Raw genomic sequence first — 15,017 nt, 5'->3', positions numbered from 1 at the left:
GATTAGATTTTTTGGAAAAATAAAGGTAAAGGATCATCTTAATGCATTGGATCAAATAGCTGAATTCGGTACTCCTTATGATGTAAGATATATCATCCATCATATATTTTCTGATAATCATAAAATCTCACGAAAAGCAGCATCGGTGATTAGAAAACTTCTTATTAAGCCGGAAATAATGAAAATATGGCCTAATCTATATGCTAATTTTTCTTATTATTATGGTTACGAACCAGATAATTTATGGAGCAAAGAAAAACTTCAGAGTTTTACAAATTTTGCACCGGAAGAACCAGCTCATTTATATGGAGTAGCTTCTCTTAATTATAGCGGTTATATACGCGAAGAAGCATTAAATTACCTTGAAAAACTTCCTACTCATGAAATATTACCCTATATTCTTCTTCGTTTAAATGATTGGGTTCCTGAAGTTCGGGTTAAAGCGAATAAAATATTAGCAAAGATTCTACCTAATATTTCCGTTATAGATTTAATTAAATATCATACTTTAATTGAATGGTTAGGAAAAACCAGACGTATCAACTTAAAAGAGGTACAAAGTAAAATTTTTAAATACATTAATAAATCTAAAAACAGAAAAGAACTACTGATAATAATGCAAAAAGCATTTTATGAAGTACGCCTTTTTTGTTGGAAAGTGCTTACTGAAGAAATTATTAATGATGACACTCTTATATTGATAAAGCTATAGCTGATTTTGCCCCTGGAATTAGGCAATGGGCTGCTGCTCATTTACCTGATAATCAAAATTATAAAAACAGAATAAGCATTCTACTAAATGATTCTGCTATTCGTGTGCGTTATAAGGAACATTCCTAAGAAAGATTTTCTAGAATATAAAGAGTTTTATGAAGCAGCAATTTTTGATAATATAAGATATATAAGAGAATATGCAAGATTTACCTTAAGCTTACATGGGGATAATAATCTTATTTGAGCAAGGAGATAAAGCTAAGACAAGCGTAATTGTTGGGTTTGTTGAAACTGCAACGCAAGAAGATATTACTTTAATTAAAACTTTTATAAATCATCCGATTGCAAAAATCAGAGCTGCTGTTTTGTATGCTTTAAATCGTTTAAAAGTAGAAGAAATAAATAATTTATATTTATTAGGATTACAAGATAGTAATACAATGGTTAGAAATGCCTGTATTTCTATTTTACAATCCGGGTATAGTCATTTAAGACCTGAATTAGAAGAATTACTGAAAAACGATAATTTTAAGTTACAAAAAGCTACACTGAAGATACTTATAAATTATGGTACCCTAGATAGTCTTAAAGATATTTTATTTGCTTTAACCCAGCCTTCTGAAAAACTACAAGCTATTGCATGGCAATATTTAGCTTCATGGCACTCTAAATATTCTAGGCAATTAGGGTTTAACTTTAAAGAAGATACATACAAATCTACTCTTCAACTACTTGAGAAGTTAAAAGAAACCAATATAAAACCACCAAATCAAGTAAGTTATGCATGGAATGATATACCAAATATTATAAAGATAATAAAGAAAAAATAAATATGTATGAGATAGTTCAAATAAAAATTGTAAATATTTTTCATAAGCCCCAGTACAACCGACTAAATCATTTAGATTTTTGCATATCTAATATTTCTTGCTTTTTTTCTTTTGCTTCTAAGTCATCAGGATTTAATTCTAATACCTTATTGTATGAACTCAATGCTAAATCAAATTTATCTAATTTTTCTAATGTAGTTGCATAATTAAAATATATATTAGAGTATGTAGGATTTAATTCTATGGCTTTCGCAAATGCTTCTAAAGCTAAATTATATTCTCCTAATTCAAATAGAAGATTACCTTTATCATAGAAAGATGCAAAATAATTAGAGTTTAATTCTATTGCGTTATCATACGCTTTAAGTGCTAACTGATGTTTCCCAAGCTTTTTTAACATTGCTCCTTGGTTAATATAACCTCCAAATTCATTTGGATTTAATTCGATTTCCTTATTAAATGCTTTAAGAGCAAGTTCATACTCTTCCAAAAGTATTAATTTTTCGCCATAATCATTGTAATCCTTTGAATTATCGATATTTCCATCAAGTACTTTATTAAATAATTCAATAGCTAATGTCTGATAGCCTAGTACATAAAAAAGAACTCCTTTATAAAAATATGCAGTAAAATAATCAGGATTTATTTCTATAGCTTTATTATATGCCTCAAGTGCTTCGTCATATTTATTTAATAGAGTCAAGGCGTAACCTTTAGCAAAATATGCCTTAAAGCTTTTAGGATTCAGATCTATAGCTTTATTATACGTCTCAACTGCTAGCTCATATTTTCCTAGCTGATGCAAGGTAAGACCTTTATTATAATAGGCACTAGGATTATTATGGTCTAATTCTATAGCTTTATTTAGTGATTTAATTGCTTGTTCATATTTTCCTAAGACTCTAAATACTTCACCTTGATTATTATAGCTATTAGCTTCGTTAGGATTTAGTCTTATAGCTTTATTATATGCTTCAAGTGCTAATTCATATTTATTAAGTGCCTGAAACGATGCTCCTTGATTAAGATAAAATGCAAAATTTTTTGGACCTAATTCTATAGCCTTGTCATAAGAAATGAGTGATAGCTCATATTTTCCTAAATAATATAATATTACACCTCAAGCAAAATATGCTAATGCATCGTTGGGATTTAATTTTATTGCTTCATCATATTTTGCAAGCTCTTTTTCGTAATTATTGATATTACTCTCAAGAGTTTGAGGTTTATTATTAAAAAATGATATTTTAGGTAAATAATTGCGAAAGCATATAACTAGAACAATAAGAATAAGAAAACTAATCAGTAGTTTATAATACATAATTAACATTTACAATTTATTAAAATGTTAATTATACTATATAAACTAATTATTAAAAAGAAAATATTATAGAACTGCTAATAGGAAAGGTTAATGTACGATTTGCTAACCGCAACAAGCCATAGAACATAACTAAACAATACTTTTAATGTAACAAAATTTATAAGTAGTGTGGGGATTTAAAGGTTGGAGGCAAGCTGCCTCCGTCCTTACTTGTGAAATGACTGCTAATCAGTTCTGTAAGCCTTAAAATTACTTTACACCACGTTTAACATATTTTAATAATACTAAGCATGGTACGTTATGCGAACCTTTATTAGGCTAGCTTTTGTTAAGCCTTTCAATGGATTAGTACCGGCTAAGCAATATTTTTCTTGTTATCACACGCATCATAAAAATTTAAAGGGCAAAACGAATATTAAATAACTTCACCATTTAAACCTTTATGGATGGTGTGTAACATCTCCGTTAATATTTACTTCATTGTCGTGATTATCGTTACAAGGAATAGGAGCCAGATTATTCGGTTCAACAAGTGGATTATGTATCAGCTCTTTTATTTTGCCTACAGCTTGATATATTTCTTGTACATTACATTTATCGTAATCATATAATTTTCCTTCTTTTCTTGAATTAACAAATTCTTGCATTATCTTAATTTGTTGATCTATAAGAGAATTTATTTTCAGATCAATACTTGATTTAAAATTAGTATCCTTACTAAGGCTAAAAGCGATATTATAACATTTTATAGCAGTATTATATTCACCAATAGAAGTATGATAATCTGCTTTAGCTAACCTTATATTAGGATCACTTGGATTAAGCTTAATAAGTTCTTCAAAACACTCTTTAACTTTTATTGAATCACGTATTACCTTAAAACACTGTATAGCTTCTATATATTGCTTGCCATTAAATAGTTGTTTTCCTAAATTTTCGTAGATGGTAGGTAATTTTTCATAAATATAAAACAATTCATTATTTGAGTCTAATGCTTTTTTATAATTTAACATCGCTTCTTTGTAATTATTTTGGTCATTATATATATTCCCTAAGTTTTTATATGCATTAGCTTTCTGCTTAGTACAATTAGGATCATTTTTATAAAGATCTAAATAGTCTATAGCTTTCTCATAATAAGCTATATCAGGATGATTATCTTCAATTTTTATAGATTTAATAGCTTCTTCCAAACTATTAGTTAGGATTGTTTTACATTGTTGTACAGCTCGCTCCATAAAGGTATAATCTAACGGTTGATTGTCACATACTTGGCTTAAGAATTTATTATATTCTATCTGTTGCTTAAACACATAGGCATATTCTTGGATTTGTTGTTTGAGGATTGTTTGTTTACGTGGATTATCATTTACAGTATGTTTTTCAAATATTCCAAGTGCCTCTAAAAAAATATCTTGAGCAGATTTTTGTTCATTAAATAATTCCTGAAGCTTTTTAATTTGTTCAAAATTTAAAAAATACTCAAGCGGATTACTTGAATTTTCATATGTTATGGATATTGTGACCACGACTGTATAACCTTAGTATAATAGTCTTTAAATATGTTATTAGGGTTATCGGCTTGTTTTATAGTATCAGTGAAAATATTAATTAAATCCTTAAGATTGGTATAAGTAGCTTCGAGTAACTTTTGTGCACATTCCTTTGACCTATCGGAAATAGGCATATTAGCCAAATCCTTGTGCATAGATAAATCTAAATACTCAGTCCTACTTTCTATTCTGTTTAAAAGGTCATCATCGCATACATTAGTATCAGTAGATTTAGGTTTTGTGAAAAAATGTATATCCAGTTTATCCTTTTGTTTTTGTTCTATTAAAAGGTTCAGCATATTTAAAGCAGGTCGCATATCTTCATTATCCTGATTATCGTCTAAAGCCTGTTGAAGAGCATCTTTAATATCGCCCTCTGTTGTGTCATCGGATGCTTTGGTAATAAAAAGCGATAAGCTTTTCTTTAAAGGTTCAATATTAGTAAAAGTTTTAGCAAATTGCTTAATTATATTTATTAACTCATCTTTTCTTGTCAACGAAGTTTCCTCTATTGCCAAAATAAATTTCATATGGTTGGTAGTCTCAAATAATCTTTTAATATAAAAAGCATTGGCTATTTCCTGAACTATACCGCCGGTATCTTCAAACCCCGGTAAATCTACAATCGTCGTATTGCTTAACTTATACTTGCCCGGGATTTTAGTTTCTGATTTTGTCGTATGATTGATTTTAATATTATCAACTATTTTGTTTTCTTCTATTTCTAATACTTTCTTATTTACTTTTAGTTTTTCACCTGCTAAATAATAAGTTAAAGCACTTTTACCTGCTCCGGTCTTACCGAAAATTAATATTCCGTTTTTTATAGGGTCTTTTATTTTAGCATACCCATCTGTTATTAACTTATGTATTTCTTGAATATCATTTTGGTTTTTCATCTTGGATTTTGGTTAATATTTCTAAAGCTGCTTCATTTTTATTGCTAGTAGCATTAACCAATTCCTGTGTTGCTTCAGCAAGTAATTTGTATAGTTTCAGTATATTTTTTTCGGCTACATAATGTAATATGGTATTGCCGTTTTCATCAATTTTACTAAGTGTCTGTATATTGGAACTTTGAATTAATTTTTCTGCATCCTCTAATTTATTGTTTTGTATCGCTGATAGTAATTTATTAAGTTGTTGTATTTCTTGTTCTTGTTTTTGCTTGGCTAATAACTCTTCTTGTTTTTTTATTTCTAATTCTGCCTTTTGTTCCTCATATTTTTTTCTGTATTTTCTTTATTAGTGACATATAAAGACTTATTGATGATTGCGATTGCTGCTTCGTATTTCTTTGTTGCTTCAATATATTTTTCATTCTCAACAAGGATATTACCCTCAGCATTTAAGCCTTCTGCTTTTATTTCTTGCTGCTGTTGTTCGTATTTCTTTTCTGCGTTTATCTTGTTAGCTATATATAAAGGATTTTTAATAATTGCGATTGCTTCATTATATTTTTCTATCGCTTTGTCATATTCCCTCTTACTGGAAAAAACATTACCTTGAGTGTTTAATTCTTCTGCTTGAGGATTATCTCCTTTTGATATATTAATATTTCTTTGTAAATATTCGTTGATTGGTTTCATTTCTTCATCTCCTATGTTGTTACCTCCAAGATCAAGGTAAGTAATAGAATTATTAGTTTTTAACCCTTCGGCAATAGCCTTAGCTTCTTCATCTCCTAGATTTTTGTTATTAAGGTTAAGCGTAGTATCACCATTTCTTAAACCATTAGCTTTCGCAGTAAACCCCTTGCTTTCTAGAAACTCTGTTAATTTCTGTCTCTTGAATTTCATATTTAGTGTCTTAACATATGCTGTATAATTATACATATTATTCTCTTATTAAATTCTATAAATTTTAATATTCTGTTAAAGAATGAGCTATAGGAAAAATCATAATAAGAAGTTTTAAGAATGCAATAGAAATTTAATTAAAGATATAAATAAAAATTTGAGAGTAATTATAAAGAGTTTATGAATGTATAAGAGATTAAAGGAAATAATAGAATAGTTTAAAACATCTTTAAATAACAAGTTTTATGCGTAATAATAATCTTACTTATCATTACCTCAAGAAAAGAAATATGAAGTAAAACATATAGGTCAAATATCTAAAGATAAGTTGCAAAATATCTTAACTTCTTACATTCCAGTACATATGTAAGTGCATTAAGTTGCATTTCATTTCTCTATTTATCGTATAAGGCGAAAATTCCTATTGACTTTTATATAAAACAGTATAAGTTTCTTTACAATTTAATTTTTTATAAAGAATTTATGCTAGGATACGAGAAAGAACAAAGAAGTTTAAACTTAGAACAAAAAAAAGCAATAGGCATATTATCAACCGGTACTTTTTTAGAGTACTTTGATCTTATGCTATATGTTCATATGGCAGTGCTACTTAATAAACTATTTTTTCCTCAGACAGACGTTTTTACTTCTTCACTTTTTACAGCGTTAGCTTTTTGTTCTACTTACATTCTTAGACCTCTTGGTGCTTTAATTTTTTGGTTGGATTGGAGACACTATCGGACGAAAAACTACAGTTATAATAACTACTTTCTTAATGTCTATATGCTGTATAATTATGGCAAATCTTCCGACTTATGAAGAGAAAGGGCTTGCCGTCTCGGTGATTATAACCTTATGTCGTGCTATTCAAGGTATTTCATCAATGGGAGAAGTAGTAGGGGCAGAGATTTACTTAACTGAAATGATCTCTCCGCCGATTAGATATGTAGCTGTTGCAGTAGTATCAGTATTTGCAACATTAGGAGGAACTACGGCACTTGGGGTTGCATCATTAGTAACTTCTCAAGGTTTTAGTTGGCGTGCTGTTTTTTGGATAGGGGCTGCAATAGCACTTGTAGGTACAACAGCTAGAAGGAGTCTTTGAGAAACTCCAGAATTTGCAGACGCTAAACGTCAATTGAAAAAACTTTAGAAGTCGCAAATCAAGATTTATCTATTATAAAAAATAATCCTGTAATAAGTGCTAAACTTTTAAACAAAAATTTTCTAGCATATTTTTTAATAGAATGTTGTTGGCCAGTAATGTTTTACTTTATATATGTTTATTGTGGTGAAGTACTAGAGCGTGTTTTCAATTACACCCCAGCACAGGTTATTAATCATAATTTCTTTATTTCATTAGTAAATCTATTGGGCTTTATAATATTAACATTTTTAAGCTATTGGAATTTATCCATTAAAAATCTTAAAAGTAAAATTTGGGGCATTTATAATCTTTACAGTAGCTATTCCTTATTTTCTAAGTAATATGACAAGCCCTACCGAATTGTTTATACTACAGAGTTTAGTTATTTTATTTGTTTCAGATAGTATGCCTGCGGCTCCAATTTTTTATAAACATTTTCCAGTTTTTAAACGTTTTACTTCAGCTACTCTTACATATGCTTTATCAAGAGCTATAATGTATGTAGTGGTATCCTTTGGTCTTGTTTATTTAACTAAGTTTTTTAATTATTGGGGACTATTTATTGTTTTTGCTTTAGTAGCAACTGGTTTTGCAATTGGTTTATCTCATTTTGAAAAGGTAGAAAAAGAAGCTGGGAATTATCCTCTATAAACAATTCTTTTTGTTGGTTTTGTATTGATAAATGTGTATAGCATAGTTGAGTTAATTTTTGTACTAGTGTAGGTATTTCTAAGTGCATGCTAATTGCTACAAATGCACTTAAACTTTTTTTCTAGCTTTCTCAGGTGATTTAGCTCCTAAAGTCTGTATATTATGGACTCTATCAAAAAGTTTTATAAGTGCCGTATCGTGTCTTTTTTGTTTAATTAATTGATTTAAACTCTCTTCGGCACTGATTTTTCCATATGGTTTAATTCTAGTTAAACCCTCTACGTGGTTTGCTACTTCTATACCAAAAATCTTAGTTATCATCTCTTCAGTAAGTTCTGTATCCTCAATAGTATCATGAAGTAGAGCAGCATTTAACATGTTAGAAGTAAAAAGCTTAGGGGCTTCTTCAGCTACAAACATACAAACACCGCAAGCATAATCGCCACCTCAATAGGATGAGAATAGTAAGGATCGCCTGATTGACGCATTTGTGAACCGTGATATTTACGAGCGTAGTAGATACCTTTTTTGACTTCCTCTATATCAACGGGATTTTTTACTTTAGTGTTTAAATATTCGAGTTTATCAAGTAGCTTTTTAGCATAAACGCAAACTTCAAACTTTTCTTTCCAAGAGCTTATATCTTCCATAAAAGTTATTTCTTATTTTTGTTAATAATAGTTGATTACAATTAAAGTAAAAATTAAAAAGTTGTAATAATAAATAATTTTTTAATCCTAAAGGAGTATTAATAATTTTAACTTTTGGTATTTCAGCTACTATCACTCTGTTTTATTAGTTGCTTTAGCTTCTTGTTCTTGCTGTAATTTATACTCTGCTGCTTTTTCTTCTGCATAATTAAAAAAGAAATAACAGAAAGTTAAAAAACTAGTCAAAACTATTCCAAGAGTTATTAGTATTAACTTAAGCTCTTTCCTTGTATTTTGAGCTTTTAATCGCTTTTCTTCCTCTTCATCAATATAAGACTCAGAGGTTAAAATTTCTTCTTCTTTATTTTTCATATTTTAACTCTTTAAAATTAGCTTATATATTAATGATAGAGTTTAATTATCATTTAAGAGAAGTAATTTATAGGGGGAATTAAAAGAAGTCAATAATTATAATTGTTAATTGTAATAATTATATATTTAATAAATCTATCTTACTCAAAAATACAGCTTTTTCTATTTACTAGGTAAATATGCATTAGTTCTTGAGTCTTATAATAAGGCAATTGAACTTGATCCTATAAATTCTGAAGCACAATATAATAAACAACATTTATTAAAGCGTATGTATTGTTAAGTAAAAAATGCTGAAAAACTTGATTTTATGCTGCGTTCGCCGTTTGATACATTGGTGAATTTGCCTAAAAATGGCGAATGGTACCCGCGGCCGGACTTGAACCGGCAAGAGCTTACGCTCCACGGATTTTAAGTCCGTTATGTCTACCATTCCATCACGCGGGCAGTTTTATAAATACAGAACTGTATTTTTCTAAGTGGACAGATTAATAAAAAAAATACAAAAAAGCAAGTACTTTTATCGTTAATATATTAGTCTGATATAAAAAAATTATTAAACCACTTTAAAATAGTTAGTTTACGCATTAATTTATTAGATAATTAACTTAAATAGTGACAAAATAGTAATAATATGATAGATTAGTTTCAGAAAGTAATACTTTCTCTTGCATGTTATTGACATGTTTATTGACAAATGCCGCAAGGTAAGGTAGTTTTGCATAATGAATTTTTATCGGCTCTTATATTTTTAAGTAAGATTTAAAGTAAAATTTAAGTTTTAGTTATTATAAGCGTGTGTTAAGTTCAAATAAGTAATTTCTATCTAATAAAGGTTTTTATGGCTACAAATATAGTAGGTAAAGTTAAGTGGTATAATTCTACGAAGAATTTTGGATTTATTGAACAGGAAAATGGCGGCAAAGATGTGTTTGTACACAAATCAGCCGTAGACGCAGCAGGTTTACATAGCCTTGAAGAAGGACAAGATATAATTTTTGATCTTGAAGAAAAGCAAGGAAAAGTCTATGCTGTTAACCTCAGAATTAAATAAATATATTTATAATACCAAAAGCAGCTATCCAAAATTGTTTATAATTTAGGGTAGCCTAGTCATCTTTATCAAAATAGTAAATATTTTGTTTTTGTCTTATAATAACCTATATAATTTTAAGTATAATAAATTATTTTTACTAAAGGGCATGAAAATGCCCTAAATCTAATAATATTATTCTGGCTTGAATAAGATTCTAAAATAGTTTCATTATTCATTATCGTTTTATATATTTAGTTGGTTTGTAATCTAGCTTAAGCATATTTTTTGATTCAGGATAATTATATAAGTCGTTATTTTAATTTACTATAACTTATTTTTTATACAATAGACCTGCATAACTTATCTTAGAGGCTATCTGTAAATAAATTTTAATTAGTAATTAAAGAGCTTTTTTAGCGAAAAGTGATAAGATTTTTGAAGAAATAGTTATTCATATTTCAAAAAAAATCTTATAATTTGCAGCCAAAAAGAATTAAATTATCGGTTAAAATTTATTTACAGATAGGCTCTAAATAAAGGGAATAAGAGATTTCTACTCTACGCAAGCGTACTATAGTTAAGTATGTAAGGCTGAGAGAGAGCGTCTCATATATCTTTAAGAAATGGGTTATGTAAGAGGTCTAATCAATAATGTGCATATTTTGATTTAAAACTATATTGGATTATATAATGAAAAATTTTAATTTATCTGAAGAATTAATTATCGCTCTTGAGACAATGAATATCACTGAGCCGACTGAAATACAAAAGCAATCGATTCCGGTTGCAATGGCGGGGTCGGACATACTCGCTTCTAGCCAAACAGGTTCAGGAAAAACTCTTGCTTATTTATTGCCGTTAATTGATTCATTTATTAAAAATAAAACTACTGCTTTAATTCTTGTTCCGACTAGAGAATTAGCAATACAAATACACAGTACTTTAAATAAAGTAACTACATCCTATAAAATTAATAGTGCAGTTTTGATAGGCGGTGAACCGATGCCTAAACAATTTATGCAATTAAAAAAGAATCCGAAAGTGATTATCGGTACGCCGGGGCGTATTATCGATCACTTAAATAGGGGAAGTCTAAAAATTGATCGCATAGGCATAACCGTACTTGACGAAATGGATAGAATGCTTGATATGGGGATGAAAGAACAGTTAGAAGAAATCAATAAATTTTTACCGGAAAAAAGACAAGTTTTAATGTTTTCTGCTACTATGCCAAAACATATTATTGCTGTTTCTCAAAAATATCTAAACAATCCAGTACGTATTACGGTAGGTGCTACTAATAAAGCAGCTGCAGAAATAAAACAGGAATCAATGCATGTTTCTGATAAAGAAAAATTTAGTGAATTAACTAAACAACTTGGTAATAGGGAAGGATCGGTAATTATTTTTGTGAAGACTAAACGCTCTGCCGATCAATTAGCTAAAATGTTAAAATATGAAAATCATAAAGCAGAAGCTATACATGGTGATTTAAGTCAGCGTCAACGTGAAAGAGTAATTTTATCATTTCGTAAGTCAAATCATAGAATAATGGTAGCAACTGATGTAGCGGCTCGTGGGCTTGATATTCCCCATACACAGCATGTTATTAATTATGATTTACCTATGTGTCCTGAAGATTATTTACATAGAATAGGTAGAACGGGTAGAGCAGGGGCTACCGGACATGCACTGTCTTTTATTTCTCCTGATGATGTTATTAGATGGCGTGCAATTGATCGTCTAGTAAATAAAGGAGAATCTACACCACGCAGTGAGTTTAGGAGTGATAAAAATAATCGTAAAAGATCATTCGGTAAAAGAGCCGGCGGTGAGGGTAAAAAGTTTAATTCTTTTGATAATAATCGTAAAAAAACTTTTGACGGTAATAACTACGGTAATAAAAGAAAGAAAGTCTCATAGTTTAGATTTACGTTATTGCGAGTGATCTTTGATTTCGTGGGTGGTTATTATATTGTCACCCCGTGGCTTGACCATGGGGTCCAAAAAACAACTTAAAATACTAATATTAGTATTTTAAACTGGGCCCTGCGATCAAGTCGCGGGATGACAGAAGTGGAATTAATCTATGTAGCAACGCCGATCAAGCGGTGGGATGACAAATATAAAAAAGGAGGATAAATTCATAAGTTTAGATTTTTCACGATTTCAATATATATCTAATATTTTCTTTATATTAATAATTTCTTTTCCCGGAGGTTTAATTTATTTACTTACCGGTTCAACTCTTTCTTTTTGGCTTCGAGAATCCGGTTTTGATAAAATCACTATCGGGCTTTTTAGTTTAGTTAATTTTATTCATATATTTAAATTTTTATGGGGTCCTTTACTAGAAAAAGTAAGTTTTGCTCCTTTAAGTAAGCGAGGATATAAATATTGTTTAATTATTGCTTTGGTTAGCTGTATTTGTTGTGTATATGTTCTAACAAATTTTAACCCTAACACTCATTTTATACCATTTGCTTTATGCTTAGTAGCTGTGGCATTTTTTTCTTCCATTTATGATATGTTGCTTCAATCATCACAGATGTTACTTATTACAAATAAAAATTGGGGCATAAGTGAGGCAGCTTGTACTACAGGCTTTAGAATAGGTATACTTATAGCAGGTTCAGGAGCGTTATATTTATCAACTATCATATCTTGGCAAGATGTTTATCGTGCTATGGCAATTTTATGTATACCGTCATTACTATTAATTATAATTTATCCGCTTAAATTTAAAGATAAAATAATTATTAATGATTTTGATAGATTTTGGCATGCTTTTTATGACTTTATCAAGAAACCTAAATGGCTAATAATTGTTAGTTTTATGCTTCTATATCGTCTTCAAGATAATTTTCTTTCAATTATGCCGAATATGTTTTATCTCGATATCGGGTATACGAAGAAAGATTTAGCTCTTGGATATAAAGCTTTTGGTATGTGTGCTGCAATCCTTGGAGGTTTTATAGGCGGGTTTTTGTGCCGAAAATATGAATATTCTTATTTGCTTAAAAGAGCATTAATATATCATGCTTTATCTAGCCTATCTTTTTTATTTCTCTATTTTTATAATCGAGATATTACAAGTCTGTATATAGCGGTCTTTTTTCAAGAATTTACCAAAGGCTTAACTATGTCGCCGTTTTTTTCTTACCAATTAAGATGTTGTAGTTCTAAATATTGTATAACCCAAATTGCTTTAATTACTTCTATTGCTTATATTAGTACCATATTGTTTGGTAGTATTTCAGGCTATGCAGCTACTTATTTAGGTTGGACTTATTTTTTCATCGTAGCAGGATTTTGTTTTATACCGGCTTATATATTAATTAGATATTTACCGCCTTATGTTATTCCCGCGTAGTATTGTTGCGTGGATCAGCTTTCTCGTCATTGCGAGGAAATTACGAAGTAATTGACGAAGCAATCCAGTAAAAAAATGTTATAAATTGACATTTTTTATTATCTTTTCTAGATTGCCGCAGCCACTTCGTGGCTTCGCAATGACGATTAGGTGTCCACGCAATAATCTCCAAGATAAATATACAAATATATTGTAAAAACGGTACTATCGATTTATAATAATCAACAAATTTATTAGTGTACTTTAATTATGTTTATTCAAACTGAAGATACTCCCAACCCTGATGCAATAAAGTTTTTCCCGGGGCAGGAAATAAGTAGTGAACAGCCGGTATTTTTTAGCGATATTGCTGAAGTTAAAGGCAGAAGCAAACTTGCAGAGTCACTATTTTATATTAATAATGTAAAATCAGTATTTTTTGGTAGTGATTTTATAACGGTGACTAAGCAAGCTGAAAGTAATTGGCAAGTTATAAAGCCTAAAGTTTTAATGGTTATTATGGATCATTTTGTTTCGGGATTTCCGGTATTTGAAAGTACAAAAGCAGATAATGTAAATCATAACCTTGATGGGCTTTCGGAAATAGAGAAGCAAATCGTAGAGATTATTGAAACTAGAGTGCGTCCATCTGTTGCACAAGATGGTGGTGATATAATATATAAAGGCTTTGAAAACGGTGTAGTTAAATTAGCTCTTCGCGGTGCATGTCTTGGCTGTCCAAGCTCTACTATTACCTTAAAAAACGGCATTGAATCTATGCTTAAACATTTTATACCGGAAGTGCAAGAAGTTGAAGCTGTAGAGGAAGATTTTGAGTAATTTAGGTATTGCTAACTATAAGAATTCAACGTCATTGCGAGGAAATTACGTAAGTAATTGACGAAGCAATCCAGTAAAAAATTCTGTAAATCAGAATTTTTTTAATTATTTTTCTGAATTGCTGTGTCACCCCGTGGCTTGACCACGGTATCCAGTTAAAAATACTAAAATATTAGTATTTTTTATTGTTTTTATAGACCCCGTGGTCAAGCCACGGGGTGACAGTGAAAAACCCGTGAACGCTCACGTTAAAGAAGCTAACCTTCCTTTGCAGTAATTATGTCACCTCGATGCCAAATAACGTAATGTAGTTCAACATCTTTTGGAGTATAGACTACGATAGGTAGTTTGCTATTATATCTTAAAAATGTTTCATCTCCTAAAAATATACTCACCGGTTGCATGGTTGCTTTTACCCCAGGGCATGCCATCATTGTACTAGCAGGGTGATCGCTAACTTGATCGATTATATAATAATTATATCCCCATCCTTCTAAAGTTTTTGTTTCCAGATTACCGCCAAACCAAACACGATTACAATCTTTCATTGCATTTTTTGTTGCTTGCAATTCTACTTTTAGCTTTTCTTCATTAGACTCTGTAGTAAATGAATTACATATCGTTTTTGGCTATCTGTCGGTAGAGGGTAGGGTGCAATATCTTTTAACCGCTTATCGGTATCAGCTAATAAATGAGTATTTAAAAAACATAATGTAAGAAGTAGTATAATTTTATTTTGCATATGATTG

14 protein-coding genes, 1 tRNA gene and 2 pseudogenes are annotated in these 15,017 nt (G+C 29.8%); 7 read left to right on the top strand and 10 right to left on the bottom strand.

The features are described from left to right. Nucleotides 1-46 precede the first annotated feature (46 nt). A complete protein-coding gene (locus tag BN1174_RS02215; RefSeq protein WP_040256172.1) occupies nt 47-712 on the top strand; it encodes a hypothetical protein in 666 nt (221 codons plus the stop codon). A gap of 223 nt (nt 713-935) precedes the next feature. Continuing rightward, nucleotides 936-1,544: a HEAT repeat domain-containing protein gene (locus BN1174_RS02210; protein ID WP_040256171.1), complete on the top strand. Its 609-nt coding sequence runs from the start codon at nt 936-938 to the stop codon at nt 1,542-1,544. A gap of 67 nt (nt 1,545-1,611) precedes the next feature. Here the strand turns inward: BN1174_RS02210 and BN1174_RS11470 are convergent, their stop codons facing one another. From BN1174_RS11470 to BN1174_RS02185, 5 genes are all read right to left on the bottom strand, one after another. Beyond that, complete coding sequence (locus tag BN1174_RS11470) at nt 1,612-2,658, bottom strand: tetratricopeptide repeat protein (protein ID WP_269379102.1); 1,047 nt, start codon at nt 2,656-2,658, stop codon at nt 1,612-1,614. Nucleotides 2,659-2,664: 6 nt separating this feature from the next. Continuing rightward, nucleotides 2,665-2,865 carry a tetratricopeptide repeat protein gene (locus BN1174_RS09685; protein ID WP_052454719.1) on the bottom strand — a complete coding sequence of 67 codons (201 nt, stop codon included), beginning with the start codon at nt 2,863-2,865 and terminating at the stop codon, nt 2,665-2,667. A 443-nt stretch (nt 2,866-3,308) separates the two neighbouring features. After that, a complete protein-coding gene (locus tag BN1174_RS02195; protein ID WP_040256169.1) occupies nt 3,309-4,397 on the bottom strand; it encodes a tetratricopeptide repeat protein in 1,089 nt (362 codons plus the stop codon). Beyond that, the gene (locus BN1174_RS02190) at nt 4,379-5,320 is read right to left on the bottom strand and encodes a GTPase domain-containing protein (protein ID WP_040256167.1); all 942 of its coding nucleotides are present in this window, start codon (nt 5,318-5,320) and stop codon (nt 4,379-4,381) included. The genes BN1174_RS02195 and BN1174_RS02190 overlap by 19 nt, the downstream gene beginning before the upstream one ends. A gap of 300 nt (nt 5,321-5,620) precedes the next feature. After that, on the bottom strand, nt 5,621-6,256 hold the full coding sequence (locus tag BN1174_RS02185; protein WP_040256165.1) for a hypothetical protein: 636 nt from the start codon (nt 6,254-6,256) through the stop codon (nt 5,621-5,623). Between the two features lie 447 nt (nt 6,257-6,703). Between BN1174_RS02185 and BN1174_RS02180 the strand changes: the two are divergent. Next, nucleotides 6,704-8,018 (top strand): annotated as a pseudogene (locus BN1174_RS02180) (MFS transporter). Here BN1174_RS02180 and BN1174_RS08410 read toward each other — a convergent pair. From BN1174_RS08410 to BN1174_RS02165, 3 genes and pseudogenes are all read right to left on the bottom strand, one after another. Next, nucleotides 7,927-8,668, bottom strand: a pseudogene (locus tag BN1174_RS08410) (HD domain-containing protein). The pseudogenes BN1174_RS02180 and BN1174_RS08410 sit on opposite strands and share 92 nt — an antisense overlap. Nucleotides 8,669-8,800: 132 nt before the next feature. Beyond that, a complete protein-coding gene (locus BN1174_RS02170; protein WP_040256163.1) occupies nt 8,801-9,040 on the bottom strand; it encodes an RP671a family tick cell line-upregulated protein in 240 nt (79 codons plus the stop codon). Between the two features lie 361 nt (nt 9,041-9,401). Beyond that, nucleotides 9,402-9,487, bottom strand: a tRNA-Leu gene (locus BN1174_RS02165). Nucleotides 9,488-9,881: 394 nt separating this feature from the next. Here BN1174_RS02165 and BN1174_RS02160 point away from each other — a divergent pair. The 4 genes from BN1174_RS02160 to BN1174_RS02145 all read left to right on the top strand — a co-directional run bounded on the left by BN1174_RS02160 (nt 9,882) and on the right by BN1174_RS02145 (nt 14,268). Then, nucleotides 9,882-10,094, top strand: coding sequence for a cold-shock protein (locus BN1174_RS02160; protein WP_040256162.1), 213 nt, complete (start codon nt 9,882-9,884; stop codon nt 10,092-10,094). A gap of 672 nt (nt 10,095-10,766) precedes the next feature. Further along, nucleotides 10,767-11,999: a DEAD/DEAH box helicase gene (locus BN1174_RS02155; RefSeq protein ID WP_040256160.1), complete on the top strand. Its 1,233-nt coding sequence runs from the start codon at nt 10,767-10,769 to the stop codon at nt 11,997-11,999. Nucleotides 12,000-12,192: 193 nt separating this feature from the next. Continuing rightward, nucleotides 12,193-13,449, top strand: a complete 1,257-nt coding sequence (locus tag BN1174_RS02150; RefSeq protein WP_040256158.1) for an MFS transporter — start codon at nt 12,193-12,195, stop codon at nt 13,447-13,449. A 249-nt stretch (nt 13,450-13,698) separates the two neighbouring features. Then, a complete protein-coding gene (locus BN1174_RS02145) occupies nt 13,699-14,268 on the top strand; it encodes a NifU family protein (RefSeq protein WP_040256156.1) in 570 nt (189 codons plus the stop codon). A gap of 257 nt (nt 14,269-14,525) precedes the next feature. On the opposite strand, the gene BN1174_RS11460 is transcribed toward BN1174_RS02145, so the two are convergent. Next, nucleotides 14,526-14,816 carry an ecotin family protein gene (locus BN1174_RS11460; protein WP_040256154.1) on the bottom strand — a complete coding sequence of 97 codons (291 nt, stop codon included), beginning with the start codon at nt 14,814-14,816 and terminating at the stop codon, nt 14,526-14,528. A 29-nt stretch (nt 14,817-14,845) separates the two neighbouring features. After that, nucleotides 14,846-15,010: a hypothetical protein gene (locus BN1174_RS11455; protein WP_231555745.1), complete on the bottom strand. Its 165-nt coding sequence runs from the start codon at nt 15,008-15,010 to the stop codon at nt 14,846-14,848. Nucleotides 15,011-15,017: the final 7 nt, after the last annotated feature.

This window comes from Rickettsia hoogstraalii, assembly GCF_000825685.1.
GTDB lineage: Bacteria > Pseudomonadota > Alphaproteobacteria > Rickettsiales > Rickettsiaceae > Rickettsia > Rickettsia hoogstraalii.
This window is presented reverse-complemented; position numbering and strand designations above follow the sequence as displayed.

Bases quoted from the DNA above. Each gene is read 5' to 3' on its own strand.
- BN1174_RS11460 (WP_040256154.1), bottom strand. From the start codon at position 14,816: ATGAAAGATTGTAATCGTGTTTGGTTTGGCGGTAATCTGGAAACAAAA.
- BN1174_RS02190 (WP_040256167.1), bottom strand. From the start codon at position 5,320: ATGAAAAACCAAAATGATATTCAAGAAATACATAAGTTAATAACAGAT.
- BN1174_RS02155 (WP_040256160.1), top strand. From the start codon at position 10,767: ATGAAAAATTTTAATTTATCTGAAGAATTAATTATCGCTCTTGAGACA.
- BN1174_RS11455 (WP_231555745.1), bottom strand. From the start codon at position 15,010: ATGCAAAATAAAATTATACTACTTCTTACATTATGTTTTTTAAATACT.
- BN1174_RS02160 (WP_040256162.1), top strand. From the start codon at position 9,882: ATGGCTACAAATATAGTAGGTAAAGTTAAGTGGTATAATTCTACGAAG.
- BN1174_RS02145 (WP_040256156.1), top strand. From the start codon at position 13,699: ATGTTTATTCAAACTGAAGATACTCCCAACCCTGATGCAATAAAGTTT.
- BN1174_RS02185 (WP_040256165.1), bottom strand. From the start codon at position 6,256: ATGTATAATTATACAGCATATGTTAAGACACTAAATATGAAATTCAAG.
- BN1174_RS02210 (WP_040256171.1), top strand. From the start codon at position 936: ATGGGGATAATAATCTTATTTGAGCAAGGAGATAAAGCTAAGACAAGC.
- BN1174_RS02150 (WP_040256158.1), top strand. From the start codon at position 12,193: ATGACAAATATAAAAAAGGAGGATAAATTCATAAGTTTAGATTTTTCA.
- BN1174_RS02170 (WP_040256163.1), bottom strand. From the start codon at position 9,040: ATGAAAAATAAAGAAGAAGAAATTTTAACCTCTGAGTCTTATATTGAT.
- BN1174_RS09685 (WP_052454719.1), bottom strand. From the start codon at position 2,865: ATGTATTATAAACTACTGATTAGTTTTCTTATTCTTATTGTTCTAGTT.